General features: G+C 73.8%; 12 protein-coding genes. 5 read left to right on the plus strand and 7 right to left on the minus strand.

The genetic code is table 11. The features are described 5' to 3' along the window. Nucleotides 1-55: 55 nt before the first annotated feature. On the minus strand, nt 56-526 hold the full coding sequence (locus WMF36_RS05740; RefSeq protein ID WP_437578594.1) for an N-acetyltransferase family protein: 471 nt from the start codon (nt 524-526) through the stop codon (nt 56-58). A gap of 160 nt (nt 527-686) precedes the next feature. Here WMF36_RS05740 and WMF36_RS05745 point away from each other — a divergent pair, with 160 nt between their 5' ends. Continuing rightward, complete coding sequence (locus WMF36_RS05745) at nt 687-1,370, plus strand: YqiA/YcfP family alpha/beta fold hydrolase (protein ID WP_437578595.1); 684 nt, start codon at nt 687-689, stop codon at nt 1,368-1,370. Nucleotides 1,371-1,583: 213 nt separating this feature from the next. After that, on the plus strand, nt 1,584-2,378 hold the full coding sequence (locus WMF36_RS05750) for an alpha/beta fold hydrolase (protein ID WP_437578596.1): 795 nt from the start codon (nt 1,584-1,586) through the stop codon (nt 2,376-2,378). A 193-nt stretch (nt 2,379-2,571) separates the two neighbouring features. On the opposite strand, the gene WMF36_RS05755 is transcribed toward WMF36_RS05750, so the two are convergent. The 4 genes from WMF36_RS05755 to WMF36_RS05770 all read right to left on the minus strand — a co-directional run bounded on the left by WMF36_RS05755 (nt 2,572) and on the right by WMF36_RS05770 (nt 6,125). Next, nucleotides 2,572-2,862 (minus strand): hypothetical protein, encoded by a 291-nt coding sequence (locus WMF36_RS05755; RefSeq protein WP_437487150.1) that lies wholly within the window; start codon nt 2,860-2,862, stop codon nt 2,572-2,574. A 130-nt stretch (nt 2,863-2,992) separates the two neighbouring features. Further along, the gene (locus tag WMF36_RS05760; RefSeq protein WP_437578597.1) at nt 2,993-3,898 is read right to left on the minus strand and encodes a hypothetical protein; all 906 of its coding nucleotides are present in this window, start codon (nt 3,896-3,898) and stop codon (nt 2,993-2,995) included. A 2-nt stretch (nt 3,899-3,900) separates the two neighbouring features. After that, on the minus strand, nt 3,901-5,334 hold the full coding sequence (locus WMF36_RS05765) for a vWA domain-containing protein (RefSeq protein ID WP_437578598.1): 1,434 nt from the start codon (nt 5,332-5,334) through the stop codon (nt 3,901-3,903). A 155-nt stretch (nt 5,335-5,489) separates the two neighbouring features. Next, entirely contained in the window at nt 5,490-6,125 is a 636-nt protein-coding gene (locus tag WMF36_RS05770) for a hypothetical protein (protein ID WP_437578599.1), read from the minus strand. Nucleotides 6,126-6,258: 133 nt separating this feature from the next. Here WMF36_RS05770 and WMF36_RS05775 point away from each other — a divergent pair, with 133 nt between their 5' ends. The 3 genes from WMF36_RS05775 to WMF36_RS05785 are packed head-to-tail and all read left to right on the plus strand — an operon-like array spanning nt 6,259 to nt 10,554. Further along, a complete protein-coding gene (locus WMF36_RS05775) occupies nt 6,259-7,692 on the plus strand; it encodes a serine/threonine-protein kinase (protein WP_437578600.1) in 1,434 nt (477 codons plus the stop codon). A gap of 52 nt (nt 7,693-7,744) precedes the next feature. Next, on the plus strand, nt 7,745-8,743 hold the full coding sequence (locus WMF36_RS05780; RefSeq protein WP_437578601.1) for a PEGA domain-containing protein: 999 nt from the start codon (nt 7,745-7,747) through the stop codon (nt 8,741-8,743). Then, nucleotides 8,740-10,554, plus strand: a complete 1,815-nt coding sequence (locus tag WMF36_RS05785) for a hypothetical protein (RefSeq protein WP_437578602.1) — start codon at nt 8,740-8,742, stop codon at nt 10,552-10,554. The genes WMF36_RS05780 and WMF36_RS05785 overlap by 4 nt, the downstream gene beginning before the upstream one ends. Here WMF36_RS05785 and WMF36_RS05790 read toward each other — a convergent pair. Together WMF36_RS05790 and WMF36_RS05795 are read right to left on the minus strand one after the other, a co-directional pair. Further along, on the minus strand, nt 10,478-12,937 hold the full coding sequence (locus WMF36_RS05790) for a Kelch repeat-containing protein (RefSeq protein ID WP_437578603.1): 2,460 nt from the start codon (nt 12,935-12,937) through the stop codon (nt 10,478-10,480). The two genes, WMF36_RS05785 and WMF36_RS05790, sit on opposite strands and share 77 nt — an antisense overlap. Nucleotides 12,938-13,029: 92 nt before the next feature. Further along, complete coding sequence (locus WMF36_RS05795; protein WP_437578604.1) at nt 13,030-14,694, minus strand: hypothetical protein; 1,665 nt, start codon at nt 14,692-14,694, stop codon at nt 13,030-13,032. Nucleotides 14,695-14,708: the final 14 nt, after the last annotated feature.

The following is a 14,708-nucleotide window of genomic DNA, read 5'->3' on the forward strand; positions in this document are numbered from 1 at the left end:
CAGCACCCCAGGCGAGCGGCGCTCACCCGCGGAGCCGGGCGGGGGGGCGAGCTCTTCATCCCTGGGCGAGCCGGGCGAGCGCCTCGCCGGTGAGGCGGTAGACGGTCCAGTCGTCCATGGGCCTGGCGCCGAGCTTGCGGTAGAAGCCGATGGCGGGCTCGTTCCAGTCGAGCACGGACCACTCGAACCGCCCGCAGCCGCGCTCCACCGCGAGCCTCGCCAGGTGCACGAGGAGGGCCTTGCCGTGGCCTCCTCCGCGGTGCTCGGGGAGCACGAAGAGGTCCTCGAGGTAGAGCCCCGGCTTGCCGACGAAGGTGGAGAAGCTCTGGAAGAAGAGGGCGAATCCGACCGCGACCCCCTCCGCCTCGGCCAGGACGACCTCCGCGGCGGGCCTCGGGCCGAAGAGGTGCGCTTCGAGCTCTTTTTCGTCGAAGACGACCTCGTGCGCGAGCCGCTCGTACTCGGCGAGCATCCGGATGAGGCGGGCGATGGTGGGGATATCGGCGGCGGTGGCGGGGCGGATCATGGCGTCTCTCCGGCGCGTCATACCGCATCGACCTGCCGGAGCGGAAGGCGCGCACGCGACCTGCCGCGACCCTGACGCGTCCGCCCGGCGGGGCGAGCGCCAGAGCGGCAGCGCGGCTTGCCGCTCGCCGCGCGCCCGTCCTAGGCTCTCCCGCACCTGCATGACCGCGACACCGCCCTCCGCCGCCGGCCTGCGCTGGCTCTACCTGCACGGCTTCGCCTCGGGCCCGGGCTCGACCAAGGGCGTCCAGATCGCCGCGCACTTCGAGCAGCGCGGGGTCGCCGTCGAGCGGCTCGACCTGCGGGTCCCCTCGTTCGAGCGCCTGCGCCTCGGCGCGATGATCGACGCCGTGAAGCAGGCGCTCGGCGGAGAGCGCGACCGGGCCGTGGTGATGGGCTCGAGCCTCGGGGGCCTCACCGCGTGCCGCGTCGCCGAGGAGGACGCGCGGGTGTGCGCGCTGGTGCTGCTCGCGCCGGCGTTCCGGATCATGGAGCGATGGCGGCAGCGGCTCGGCGAGGAGGGCTTTCAGGCGTGGAAGGAGCGGGGGTGGCTCGAGGTCGACGATTACGCCGAGAAGCGGCGAGCCCGGGTGGACTTCGGCTTTGCCCTCGACGTGGCCGAGGTGGATGACCGCTCGGGCGGCTGGCCCGACGTGCGGATACCGACGCTGATCGTCCACGGCCGGAACGACGAGGTGGTGGACATCGAGCTCTCGCGGACCTTCGCGGCAGGGAAGCGGCATGTCCAGCTCATCGAGGTGGACGACGGCCACGAGCTCGTGGCGTCGATTCCGCGCATCCTTCGCGAGACCGACGATTTCCTGCGCCACTTCCTCGGCAGCTGACGAGCGCGCCTCGCGCGCTTCGTTCCGGCCGGAGGCTGCCTGGACCGCGGCTCCTGAACACCTGCTCAGCCGGGCACGCCAGCTGGCCGTCCCCTCATCAGTCGAGTCGCATTCTATGCGGGAAGGGCACAGCTATCAAGAGTGAAGAGCTTCGCCTATCGCTCGTGTGCATCCGGCTGCGGATTGGCCGCGGCCGAGCGATCGGAGGAGCGAATGGAGACAGCGCAGGACCTCGGGCGGACCGCGTCCGTCTACGGCATCGACATGTACTACGAGCTTCGCGGCGAGGGGCCGCCGCTCGTGCTGCTTCACGGCTTCACCGGGGCGGGCGCCGACTGGGCTCACGCGCTCGATCTCGCGGAGCTGGGGCGCGATCACCGGGTCATCGTCCCCGACCTGCGGGGGCACGGCCGGTCGACCAACCCGGCCGGAACCATCACCCTTCGCCAGTGTGCCCTCGACGTCTTCGCCCTCCTCGACCACCTGGGGGTGAAGGCGTTCCGGGCCATGGGGCTCAGCTTCGGCGCCAAGTCGCTCCTGCACCTGGCCACGCAGCAGCCGGAGCGTGTCGAGTCGATGGTCCTCGTGTCCGCGACTCCGTACTTCCCTGAGCAGGCCAGGGCGATCATGCGGCAAGTCTCCGACGAGGGCCGATCCGAGGCGGAATGGGAGGAGATGAGGGGCCGCCACAGGCTCGGAGACGCGCAGATCCGGGCGCTGTGGCGCCAGCCGCGGCGCTTCGCGGACAGCTACGACGACATGAACTTCACGCGCCCCTACCTGTCGACCATCACCGCGCGGACGATGATCGTGAGCGGCGACCGCGATCCCCTTTATCCGGCCGAGATCGCCCTGGAAATGTATCGCGCCATCCCGCGCTCCTGCCTGTGGCTCGTGCCGAACAGCGGACACGCGCCCATCTTCGGCGAGTGGAAGGAGCCGTTCGCCCGCGCGGCGCTGGCGTTCCTGCGCGGCGAGCAAGGCGAGCAGGCGGTCTTCCACGACTAGAGCGACAACGGGTTGAAACCCTGAAAGAAAGCAGAAATTTCACAGGGAGGCGAGGAGGCGGGGAGCGAGAGACGGCGAGAGGGAGAGATTCTTTTTTTTCTTCCTCCCCGCCTCCTCGCCTCCCTGTGAAATTTCTCCCGGTTTCAACATGATGGGTGTTCTAGGTTATCTGCCCGCGCGGTGCAGCTCTAGTTCAGCGAAGCGGGTCGGCGAGGCCCACGCCGATGGCGCCGGCGGCCATGCCCATGCCTGCGCCCGCGGCGATCAGCGCGCCGTCGGGGTGACCCGAGGCCCAGAGGGCGAGGGCGACCAGGCCGGCGAGGGTGCCTCCCAGCGGGAAGTTGGCGCGCCGGTAGCGGGTGGGGCCCAGCGGGGCGTTCCAGAACCGTTTCCGTGGATTGGCGTGCAGGCCGCGGGTGACGACGACGCCGAGGGCCAGCCCGGCGATCAGCGCGCCCAGCGCGACGAGGCTCATGATGTGCATGGCCGGCCAGTATGGCACGGGAAGGCTGCGCGGTTTGCCGGCCGTAGCACCACGACGAGCCAGTCCATTCGAGAGTACCGAGCGGCGTTGCTGGCGGCGAGGGGGCACGCAGCCACACCTCGCGCGCGCATCAGACCTCCTCGACCATCGTCTTGCTCACCTGCTCGAGCGAATCGCCCATCGCCTCCACCCCGACGAGCGCCGCGTCGTCCAGGCTCGCCTCCGCCGCCTGCGCGGCGCTCACCGCCGTGTAAGCCCGCGTCAGCGCGGCGACGTGATCGGCGATCCGCGCGTCCACCTTGCCGATCACCGCCTCGGCCGGCGTCTCCGCCGCCGTCGCGCCGGCCGGCGGAGCCTCCCCCGGGCTCGCCTTTCGCTCCTTCGCGGCGCGGCCCACCGCGAGCGTGCGCTCGAGCCTCGCCCGCGCCTCGGCGAGGCGCAGCAGCGACGCCCAGGTCGCCCGGGCCTGGCGCGCCGCCCTGCCATCGAGCAGCTCCTCGTCCACGACCGTCCGGCGGAGCTCCGCGCCCTCGCGGAGCGACGCGCGCGCGGGGCCCGTGATCTCGCCGGCGGCGCCGTCTAGGGCGTGGGCCACCGGGTCGTCGGCGTCGATGAGGAAGGGGAGCGCGACGAGCACCGCGGACACCACGAGCGCGACCCCGCGGAGCGCGAGCGACCCCGCGCCGAAGGCGGCGGTGAGCGAGCCGGCCAGGGCGCCGCCGGAGAGCGCCGTTCCGATGTGCAGCAGGCGGGCGCTCCTGCCCCGCACCCGGACCGAGCGCTCCGCAAAGCACAGGCCGGCCAGCGCGGCGCCGGCCGCCGCCGGGGACGTCGCGCCGAGGACGCCGAACGCCAGCGCGCCGAGCGCGCCCCCGGCGACGGCGAGCGAGGCGAACGCCCCGCTCGCCGCGACGGCGAGGAGGACGGCGGCGGCCACGAGCAGCAGCGAGCCCGGGACCGGGCCGAGCCGGAGCGCGAGCGAGGCGAGCCCGAGCGAGAGCGCGGTGGCGGCGACGAAGGCGACCAGGCGTCGCATCGTCAGCGCCTCGACAGGTTGGAGATGTCCTTCTCGACCGCGCGCTTGGCCGCCGCCTTCCCCGCGGTGCTCGCGGGCGGGGCGGAGAGGAACTCCTTCTGCGTTGCCTTGTACTCCATCAGCTGCTTCCGGAGCGGGGCCGCCGCGGCGTGCGGCGCGGAGGCGACGGCCGCGTTGAGCTCGTTCATGCTCTCATCGATGAGGCGCTGGGCCCGCCCGACGTCGCCCTGCTGGTAGGCGTCGGCGGCCTCGAGCTGACGGCGCGAGGCGACGACGCTCATGGCGTCGGCGAGGACCGCGAGGTCCTTGCCCGCCTCGACGGCCTCGGCGGAGGTCGAGCCGGTCAGGGGGAGCCCGGCGATCCGGGCCTGTACGGCGTCGCCGCCGACCCGGCTCCAGCTCACCTGCCCCTCGACGGCCCGGGTCACGTCGCGGTCGAGCGAGGCCGCGAGCTCGAGGATCACGCGGCGCTCGTCGCCGGAGAAGAGCGAGCCGAGCGCGAGCTCGACCTCGGCGCCGGAGGCGAGGGGCCTCGCGTCGGCGCCGGAGGCGCGGACGAGGCGGACGCCGGCCGGGAGCTTCACGCGGGCCGACGCGCTCTCGATCGTCGTGGCGGCCGTCTCCTTGAGCTCGCGCTGGAGGAAGGTGGCGAGGGCCGAGGCGTCCTTGACGAAGGCGAAGTTGCCGCGGCCCGCCTGGGCGACCGCGCCCATGTACGCCTCGTCGAAATCGAGGCCGATCCCCATGGACGAGGTGGTGATCCCGCGCCCGGCGCTCTCCCGGGCGACCTGCTCGCTCTGGGCTCGCGTGCCGTCGAGGCCATCGCTCGCCAGGATCACGCGGCGCACGCGGCCCTTGCCGGCGTCGGCGAGGGCGAGCACGCCCTGGGCGAGCGCGGGCGCGATGTTGGTTCCGCCGCTCGACTCGAGCTCCAGGACCCGGGCGATCAGGTCGGCCCGGACGCGGCCGGCGCGGGCGAGCGGCTGGAGGAGCTCGCTGTCGCTCGAGTAGCGGACGAAGGCGATCTCGTCGTCGTCGCGCAGGTCGCGGAGGAGCCGGACGGCCGATCGCTTGGCCTGATCGAGCTTCTCGCCGGCCATGGATCCCGAGGTGTCGAGGACGATCACGATCGAGAGCGGCGCGCGCTCCCTGGCCTGCTCGACGGGGTCGGCCTCGACGATCAGCTCGGCGAACACGCGCTGTTCGCCGCCGCTGAGCACCTTGGTGTGGCTGAGGGCGAAGGTGCCGTGAGCGCCGGGCCCCGAGAAGGAGGCGCTGTTCGATCCGCTCGCGGCGACCGCGGTGAACGCGCTCGAGGGGCCCTGGTTTGAGGCGGCGGATCGGGCGAGGACGAGGCTACCGGCGGCGAGGACGACGGCGCTGGCGGCGAGTCCGTGGCGGACGCGGGCCGTGCGAAACCAGGTGCGAATGGACATGGGCTTTCTCCCGGGGCTCCGGACGGACGAAGTCCACGCGCCCGCGGACGGGTGGGCGCCGCTTGGTCAACGTCGAGTGGACCCGTCGACGTGTCAGGTCGCGGATGGATCTGGAAGTGTGACCGAGGTCCTCCGGCGACCCCGCGTCCCGCGCGCTAGCGCGAGGCGCAGCGGGCCGCCACGTGGCGGCCGTTCGGGTCCTGGCCGGGAAACAGGGGGCCCACGTCGGAGAGCTCGAAGTCGACCGACGTCGGCTCGATCGCCGTGATGGTGAACCTGCCGAAGCCCGCGCCGACGCCCCCGGTGACGGCCCCGGTGCCGCCGCAATCCGCGCTGGATGACGTCTCGAAGATCCTGAAATCGTCGCTCGCCGTATCCACCTCGCCGACGGCGAGCATCGACGCGGGCATGCTGAGCTCCAGAGCCCACCAGTCGCTGCAGGGCGAGAACGTGGGGCGCGCTTCGGGATCGCTGCAGGACAGGGGCAGGCTGGCGATGCGGAAGGTCACGGTCGCGTCGCCATAGACGACCGCGCTCACCTGCGGCGCGGGGCTGCCGGAGGTCGTCGGCGAAGGCGCGGTCGTCGGCGAAGGCGCGGTCGTCGGCGAAGGCGCGGCGGAGGAGGTGGTCGTCGAGCCCGGGCCGGCGGCGCCGTCAGCGCCGTCAGCGCCGCCCGCGCCGCTCCCGCCGCCGTCCATGATCACCGTGCCGCCGCACGCGGCTTGAACGAGCAGAACGAGCAGGGCGAGCGAGCCCACCGCCCTGGAGATGTGTCGAGGTGAGAGCGTCATCGTGGCATCGTATCGCGCTCCGCCGAGGCTCGTGGACACAGGTCGCTGCGCCACGAGCGCGTGTGCTACCATCGACCACAGCAGATTCGGGTGGCGGCTGCCCCCGTGCCAGAGCGCGCTGCGCGGAGCTCGCATGAACGCACCCGTCGTCGAAGGAGAGGTGATCGCCGGCAAGTACCGGGTCGATCGCGTCTTGGGCCGCGGCGGCATGGGGATGGTGGTCGCGGCGAGCCACCTGTTCTTGCCGCAGCGGGTCGCGATCAAGCTCCTCCTGAGCGACGAGGACGGGAGCCCGGCGCTCGCGCAGCGGTTTCTCCGCGAGGCGCGCGCGGTGGTTCGCCTCAAGGGCGAGCACGTCGTGCGGGTGCTCGATGTCGGCGAGCTCGACTCGGGTGTCCCGTACATCGTGATGGAGTATCTGGAGGGCGAAGATCTCTCCGAGGTGCTCCGCGACCGCGGGCCGCTCAGCACCCTGGACGCGGCCGACTACGTCCTGCAGGTCTGCGTGGCGATGGCCGAGGCGCACAACGCGGGCATCGTGCACCGCGATCTCAAGCCGGCGAACCTCTTCCTCACGACGACGCCCGGCGGGGCGAAGCTCATCAAGGTGCTCGACTTCGGGATCTCGAAGGAGCTGCCGGGCGGCAGCGAGAGCGGCGGCGCGTCGCTGACGCAGACGCGGGAGATTCTCGGCTCGCCCATCTACATGTCGCCCGAGCAGATGCGCTCGTCGCGCTCGGTCGACGCCCGCTCCGACATCTGGGCGCTCGGCGCGATCCTCTACCGGCTGCTCACGGGGCGGCCGCCGTTCGAGGCCCCGGCGCTCGCCGAGCTCGTCCTGCAGGTCGCGAGCGCCGACCCGGTCCGGCCCAGCGAGCTCCGGAGCGACATCCCCCCGGCGCTCGAGGCTGCGATCCTCCGCTGCCTCCAGAAGGATCCCGCGCAGCGGTGGCCCACCGTGGCCGATCTGGCGCACGCGCTCGCTCCCTTCGCGCCCGCGGGCGCCAAGGAGCGCGCGGAGTGCGCTGCGCGGATCCTCGGCGCGCCGCCGACGCCTCGGCCCAGCGCGCCCGCGGCGGGCCCCGAGCCGGACACCCTGGCGATCACCGAGCCGGGGCCGATGGAGACCTTCCTGCGCACGACGCGGGGGCTCGCGCGGACCTCCGCGAAGCCAGCGCGGCGCAGGACCGTGATGGTGGCGCTCGGAGCGGCCGCGATGGCCTCGCTCGCGCTGGCGGCCGCGGTCGCGCTGCGCCGCGGAGCGCCGGTGGACGAGGCGTCGCTGTCGAGCGCGGCGATCGCGCAGGACGACGGGGCGCCGCAGCGCGCGCAGCCAGGCGCGGCCGGCGACCCGGCGGGCCCGCTCATCGCGTCGGAGCCGCCGGCGACGGCGCGCGAGCCGGCGCCGGCCGCGCCGCCGCAGCCGTCGGCCGCTCCGGTCGATGCGGAGGAGCGCCCCGCGAAGGCGCCGCCGCGCCGGCGGCCGGCGGCGGTGCCGAGCTCGCCGCCGCCGGCCGCGCCGCCGCCCGTCGAGCCCACGAACCCCTTCGCGATCCCTCTCAAATGAGATAGGCATGACCGGTCTTCGACCGGCGGCACCCTCTCCAGACGAGGTATCGATGCGCTTACGCATGCCGGCGATGCGGCCCGCGGCCGCGATCGTCCTCCTGACGCTGACCACGGCCCGCGGAGCGGCAGCGCAGCAGGCCGCGCCGGCCGCGACCCCTGCTGCGCCCGCCGCGGCGCCGCTCGCCGAGGTGCTGACCGGCGCGGCCAAGGCCGATTACGAGCTGGGGAAGAGCCTCTTTGGCAATGGCGACTTCGCCAACGCGTTCACAAAGTTCGAGCACGCCTACGCGCTCTCGAAGGACGTGCGCCTCCTCTGGAACATGGCCGTCTGCAAGAACAGGATGCACCGGTACAGCCACGTGCTCACGCTCGTCGAGCGGCTGAGGCGGGAGGACCGCGGCCTCATGACCCCGCAGGACTGGGCGACGATCGACGCCCTCGAGCGGGGCGCCAGATCCCTTGTCGGGCACCTGGACATCGCGGTGAGCGAGGCGGGCGCGGAGGTGACGATCGACGACGCGCCGGCCGGGAAGACGCCGCTCTCGGGCAAGGTGATCGTCGACTCCGGGACGCGGCGCATCCGCGTCGACAAGCCGGGCTTCAAGGAGCATGTCCGGGTGGAGCGCGTGGCGCCCGGCGCCGAGGTGGTCGTGCAGATCCAGCTGGAGCCGCGGGTCCACGCCGGCAAGCTCTCCGTGATCGCGCCGCCGGACGCCCGCATCGCGCTCGACGGCAAGCTCCTGGGGCAGGGGCAGTGGGACGGCACCGTGCCGAGCGGCCGCCATGCGCTGCGGGTCACGGCGCCGGGGATGACGCCCTATGAGTCGGAGATCGTGATCCAGGACGACGAGCTGAGCCGGCTCAGCGTCGGCCTGACGCCGGTCGCGCGTGGTCCGCGGACGGGGGTGTGGCTCACGGGCGGCGCCATCTTCGTCGCGACGGGCGTCGCCGTCGTCGTCGGCGTCCTCCTGCTCCAGCCCCCGCCGGCCCCGCCGATCGAGGGCACCCTCGGCCCCACGCGCCCCACCGCGTTCGGAGGCCGGTGGTGAGGGCGCCCTGCTGGCCCACGGCGGCCACGGCGGCGCTCGCGGTGACCCAGGCGGCGTGCTCGGCGCCCGTCACGGGGGAGCTCATCGTCGCCATCCAGACCGACATGGCCGTTCCCAAGGACCTCGATCACTTCGATCTACAGGTCCTCTCCGGCGGCAAACTCGTCATCGCCAACCAGCGCTTCCCGCTCGGCCCGGAGGGTGTCAGTCTGCCCGCGACACAGGGGCTGACGGTCTCCGAGGATCCCGGCCGGGAGATCAGCCTCCGCGTGCGGGCGATCCTGCGCGGTCAGGTCCGCGTGGAGCACGCGGTGATCACGACCGTCCCCGAGGATCGCGTGGCGACGCTCTGGGCGCCGCTCCATTTCCTGTGCAGCATGGACGAGGCCGACGACACCAAGGGCGTGTGTCCGGGGGACAAAACGTGCTTTGCCGGGCAGTGCCGAGATCGCCTCGTGCGCGCGGAGCTCCTGCCCGATTACGTGGAGGAGGACGTCCTGCGCCGGGCCTGCTTCGACGTGGCGCGCTGCTTCGGCGACGCGGTTCCGGCCGACGTCGACCTGGCGGGGTGTACGATCGCGGCGGATGGCGACGTCAACGTCGCGATCGTGACCGAGGGAGACGGCGTCTGCGTCGGCTCCGGGTGCTTCGTGCCGCTCGACGCGGAGAGCGATGCCGGCGCTCGCCGCACGCCCGAGGGCCGGATCGCGCTCCCGGAGGCGCTCTGCTCGCCGGACTCGCCCGCGCCCCTCGTGGTCGCGTCTCCGGTCACCGCGAGCTGCCCTCGAAAGCAAACCGGCGATCCGTTCTGCGCCGGCGACGAGGAGCAGCCGGTCGTCCTGGCGGCGCGGCAGCGCAGCCCGGGGTCGCTCGCGGTGAGCGACGACGCCGTGTTCTGGACCGAGCAGGGCGCCCTGAGCGGTCCGGGCGACTTCAAAGGCGACGGCGCCGTGAAGCGGGTCGCGCTCGCGGGCGGCGCGCCGGAGACGCTTGCCTCGGGGCAGGCTGCGCCGCGCCAGATCGCGCTCGACCGCGCGACCGGCCAGGTCTTCTGGACGAACCGCGGGGTCGGCGCGGCCGGCAGCGCGCTGATGCGGTGGAGCGCCGGCGTCGGCGACGCCGCCGTCGTGCTGGACGAGCGGAGTTCGGGAACGACGGGCCTCCTGGAGGGGCTCGCGACCGACGGTGAGCACCTGTTCTTCACGCTGCTCCCCAGGAACGAGGTGTCCGGCGGCGTGGGCCAGGCGGCGCTGAGCGGGCAGATGACGGAGCCGGTCGTCGACGCCGGTTTTCCTTACCGCATCGCGGCGGCGGACAGCGTCGTTTGCTGGACCGACCAGGGCGTCGCCGACACGGGCGCGGTCTGGTGCTCGAACGACGGCCTCGCCGGTCCGGTGAGCGTGGGCGATCGGGAGAATACGCCGTACGGCATCGCGCTCGACCCGAGGGACCCGGCGGAGGTGTTCTGGGTCAACAACTTCAGCGGGGAGGTTGTGCGGGGGGCGGTCGACGGCGGGAGGCGCGAGGTGCTCGTCGAGGGGTGCGGCGGCCCGTACGGCATCGCGCTCGACAAGCATTTCGTCTACTGGACCAACCGCGGCGACGGCACCGTGAAGGGCCTGCCCCGCGGCGCTGCGCCCGGCGTCGGCTGCGGCGCCGAAGCGGTGCTCACGCTCGCCGAGGGGCAGCGCAAGCCGGCGGCGATCGCGGCCTTCGCCGGCGCGATCTATTGGGTCAACGAGGGCAACGAGCCCCCGTCGGGCAGGGCCGACGGCGCCGTCGTGCGGCGCGCGAAGCCGCCGCCGCCGTGAGCAGCAGAGCGGCCGCGCCCCCGCCTGGCGCAGCCGGGCCGGCGACCCTGCAGTCGCAGCTCGGGCCGCCCTCCTCCTGGGGGGGCGAGACCCCGCCGCCCGCGCCCCCCTCGCCGCCCTGCGACGACGACGATGTCGCTGGAGCGGCGACGTGGTCGCAGCGCCCACCGAGGCACGTGCCATCCCCCTCGCACGGCGCCCCATCGACCTTCTTCCGGGGCACGCACGCGCCGGTCTCCTCGTTGCAGGCGCCGTCGGTGTGGCACTCGTCCGTGGCCTCGCAGGTGATCGCCTCGACGACGCAGGCTCCTCCCCGGCAGGAGCTGATGGTGCAGAGACCCTGGCTCCCGCAGGCCGCGGCGTCGTCGGGCGTGCCGACGCACTCGCCCCCGCTGCAGGCGTCGCGCGTGCACTCGTTCCCGTCGTCGCAGGTCGCGGCGTCGTCGGCCTCGCCCGCGCAGGTGCCCGCGTCGCAGGCATCGTCGCTCGTGCAGTCGTTGCCGTCGTCGCAGGCGCGACCCGTCACGGGCGAGCACGTGCCGTCGGCGCTCGCGCCGGCCGCCTCGGCGCAGGCGTCGCAGGCGCCCTCGCACGCCGTGTCGCAGCAGACACCGTCCACGCAGAACCCGGTCTGGCACTCGCAGCCGGCCCCGCACGCCTCGCCGGCCTGGCCGAGGACGTACCGCTCGGACGTCGCGTGTGCCCTGCGTATCTCGGCAGAATCCCGGTATTCCCCGCCCGTGATCAGGACCGAGCCGTCATCGAGGAGCGTCGCCGTGTGGAACGAGCGAGCCGCGATGAGCGGCCGCGCGCCGGTCCATCCCGTCGTGACCGGGTCGTAGAGCCACGTGTCGGCGAAGCTGATCCCCGCCCTCTGCCCGCCTGCGACGAGCACGCAGCCGTTCGGGAGCAGCGTCGCCGAGTGCCGGAATCGATTGGAGTTCTCGAAGCTCCCGGCCTCGCTGAAGGCCCCCGGGCCCGGCGCTCCCGGCGTGTAGATCTCTGCCCCGGAGGAATGCCCGACCACGAGGACGTCCCCGTCCTGGAGCAGCGTCGCCGTGTGCTGGTAGCGCTCGCTGCGCATCATCGGCCCCGGTGCCCAGGTGTTGGTCGCCGGATCGTACAGCTCGGTGCTCCGGAGCCCGGACGGGTTGTCGTAGCCGCCGGTGACCAGGATCTCGCCCGTCGCGAGCCGCGTGGCCGCGTGCATGGTGCGGGCGATCTCGAGGTCAGGACCCCTCGTCATCGTATCGGTGCTCTCGAAGAAGCGGAAGACGTAGCGCAGCGGTGTGTAGTTGTTCAGATCCGACGTGCCCCCGACGATCAGGACATCTCCGGCGGTGATCGCGTGCTCTGCCGGGAGCACGGTCACCGTTTGCTGGTAGAGCGGCGCGACCACGCCCATGGCGGGCGGGGATTCCGGCCCCCACGTGTTGTCTTCCGGATCGTACAGCTCGTACGTGGAGCCCATGGGACCGACGTCCCCGCCCACGGCGAGGAAGCGCCCGTCGTGGAGCGCGGCGATCGCGTGGTCGGCGCGCGGCGTCCTCATCTCGTTGCCCGGCTCCGCGGGGGGCGACCACGTACCGTCGGCCGGATCGTAGATCTCCACCGTGCGGAGCTTGGCGGACTCCTGGTTGAGACCACCCGCCACGAGCAGGCGGGTCCCGAGCTCCGCCATCGCGTGACGGCGGCGGCCGAACCCCATGCTCCCCGCGGGCACCCACGCCGGATCGACGAGCACCTGCTCGCCCTCCGCGTCGACGAACAGCTCGATCCGCGCCCCGCGCGCCGCCAGCCGCGCGTCGACCTCGCGCCCGCCGGCCGCGTACGCCGCCGGCGCCGTCACGCGGAGCCGCACCACCCCCGCCGCGTCGGCGATCTCGATCGCCCCGTCCCGCGCCGCCAGTGCGCCGCCCTCGACCTCCCACGCGGCCACGGGCGCGTCGCGCCGCACCGCCTCCGCCTCGAGCAGCAGCCACTCCTCGACCCCGTCCGGCGTCGCCGTCCAGAACGACGACCCGCCCGCGCGCCGGTAGACCACCGCGCGCTCCGTGAGCATCGCCTCGCCTCCGGCCCCCACCTCGCGGACCCGGAGCGTCGCGCCCCCCGCGAGCTCGAAGACGATCGCCTCGCTCCCTTCAGCGGGCAGGCTCACCGCGACGCCGCCGTGGCGCGCGGCCGCGGCGCGCTCGAGCCCGCCGCCGTTCCGGAGGAACCCCGGACCCACGCTCAGGACGGCCGCGGCCTGGTCGGGAAAGGCGCGGCGCAGCACCTCGTCCGGCGGTGCTTCGGGCGCTGCGCACCCGGCGAGCGGCTGCAGCGAGGCGAAGAGCGCGAAGGCAGCGAGCGGGAGATGCAGGCCAGGGCGAGGACGGGTCATGGCGAATGGGAGAGGAGCGTATGCGAGCGCACTCCCGGCGGCCTAGCTCGTCGTCAGCCGAAGGGCGAATTGCGGTAGCGGCAGGTAAGCGCTCAGGGGCGCTCGGGTTGCTCGCCGCCGGCGCGCTCGATGCCGACGCGCAGCACAACCTCGCCGGCGTCCAGGTCGACGCCGAGCAGCGCGGCGTCGCCCGTGGCGAGCAGGAAGCGGAGCGCGCGCGGGGCGATCCGGAGCGGCGGCGACAGGCGCAGCGCGTCGCTCCCGTCCTCTACCCACGCGATCCGGCAGGCGTCGCCCGCGTCGAGCGCGAGCACGAGGTGCGACGCCGAGAAGGCGTGCAGCACGGCGCGCCCGGGCAGCGGGATCCGCCGGGGCGGCGCGCCCGCCTCGCCGCGGCGCACGATCGCGCGCCCGCCCGCCTCGAGGTGATCGCGCCCCACGGCGCGCGCCGAGGGCGGCGCGCCGAGCCCGAGGTGCGCGAGCGCCTCGAACGTCTCGCGCTCCTCGGGCGTGGGGCCGAGCGGCTCGCCCAGGGCCGGCGCTGCGGCCGGCGCGGACCAGGCCGCGGTGATCGCGCGCGCCGCAGCCGCCTGCTCGGGGGTCGCGGCGGGGTGCACGGCCACGACGTTCCCCCGCGCGTCGAGCTCCTGCACGCCGCCGCCCTTGCCCACGAGCAACCGGCTGCCCCGGACCGCAAGGACCGCGTCGCCAAGGAGCTTGCCGAGGACGGTGCGCGCGCCGCCTTCGAGGCGCACGATGTCCTGGAAATCCACCGCGACCACCGCGTCGCCGGCGGCCACCGGGCGGCGCAGGTGCAGCGTGCTCGAGGCGCCGACCGGCGCGGTGTGCTCCGGCGGAACGAACGGCGCCGGGAAGAGCCGCTCGCGGAGCAGATCGGCGTCCGCGTCGGACGCGAGCCGGCGCACCGCGTCGATGATCGCCTCACGGAGCCTCGCACCGAGCGGATCGAGCTGCGCGCGGGCGCCCGGGGAGAGCGGCCCGGCGTCCAGGAGATGGCGCCCGGCGCCCGCGAGCACCTGGTCGTTCGGCTGGGACTGGAGCGCGCGCTGGAGATCCTCGCCGAGGAAGCGGCCGAGCAGGAGCCGCGGGAGGAGCTCGTGATCGGGCCGGCGCGCGAACGGCCCCGACCCCGCGCCGTACCATTCCAGGAGCCCTCTGGCCTTGCGCATGTTCGCGCCGGCCTGACCGATCCACGCTGCGGCCTCCAGGATGTGCCAGGGGTCGAGGAGGCGATCGGCCGAGGCGCACCAGGGGCCCTGGAGGTTCGGCGGGATCGCCTTGCGCCATTCGCGCCGCGCGCGCTCGCCTTCCTCGCTGCTCCAGCGCGTCACGTCCTCGAGCGGCCCCGGCACGCCGTGCGCGGCGAGCTGCTCGAGCAGCGCGCGCGGAACGCTCAGCTCGGCCCAGCCGCACCACTGCTTCCAGTCGAGGCCCCGCCAGTAGATCGAACGGTTCTCCGGGTACAGGTCCACCCGGCCCACCGGCCCGCCCTCCGCCGCGAGCACGATCCCGAGTTGCGGCAGCCCGTGCGGCGCGCGGCCGCGCTCGTCGAAGCAAGGCTTGTCCTCGCAGATCTCGAGCGCCGGTCCGATGGCGTCGAGCGCTGCTCGGTCCAGCTCGGTGAGGACGCGATCGCCCCCGTCGACCACCTGGCCCCGGAACGCCGCCGCGAGCGCGCGCTGGAGGTCCTCGTTCCGGGGCGGGTGGCCGTAAGGATAGGGATTGATGAAACGCACGCGCTCGCCTCGCT

Source organism: Sorangium sp. So ce887, from assembly GCF_051521455.1.
Lineage (GTDB): Bacteria > Myxococcota_A > Polyangia > Polyangiales > Polyangiaceae > Sorangium.

What these genes read in the sequence shown, in the direction of transcription:
- WMF36_RS05765 (WP_437578598.1), bottom strand. Translation starts at nt 5,334, where the DNA reads ATGTCCATTCGCACCTGGTTTCGCACGGCCCGCGTCCGCCACGGACTC.
- WMF36_RS05755 (WP_437487150.1), bottom strand. Translation starts at nt 2,862, where the DNA reads ATGCACATCATGAGCCTCGTCGCGCTGGGCGCGCTGATCGCCGGGCTG.
- WMF36_RS05745 (WP_437578595.1), top strand. Translation starts at nt 687, where the DNA reads ATGACCGCGACACCGCCCTCCGCCGCCGGCCTGCGCTGGCTCTACCTG.
- WMF36_RS05790 (WP_437578603.1), bottom strand. Translation starts at nt 12,937, where the DNA reads ATGACCCGTCCTCGCCCTGGCCTGCATCTCCCGCTCGCTGCCTTCGCG.
- WMF36_RS05770 (WP_437578599.1), bottom strand. Translation starts at nt 6,125, where the DNA reads ATGACGCTCTCACCTCGACACATCTCCAGGGCGGTGGGCTCGCTCGCC.
- WMF36_RS05750 (WP_437578596.1), top strand. Translation starts at nt 1,584, where the DNA reads ATGGAGACAGCGCAGGACCTCGGGCGGACCGCGTCCGTCTACGGCATC.
- WMF36_RS05740 (WP_437578594.1), bottom strand. Translation starts at nt 526, where the DNA reads ATGATCCGCCCCGCCACCGCCGCCGATATCCCCACCATCGCCCGCCTC.
- WMF36_RS05775 (WP_437578600.1), top strand. Translation starts at nt 6,259, where the DNA reads ATGAACGCACCCGTCGTCGAAGGAGAGGTGATCGCCGGCAAGTACCGG.
- WMF36_RS05780 (WP_437578601.1), top strand. Translation starts at nt 7,745, where the DNA reads ATGCGCTTACGCATGCCGGCGATGCGGCCCGCGGCCGCGATCGTCCTC.
- WMF36_RS05760 (WP_437578597.1), bottom strand. Translation starts at nt 3,898, where the DNA reads ATGCGACGCCTGGTCGCCTTCGTCGCCGCCACCGCGCTCTCGCTCGGG.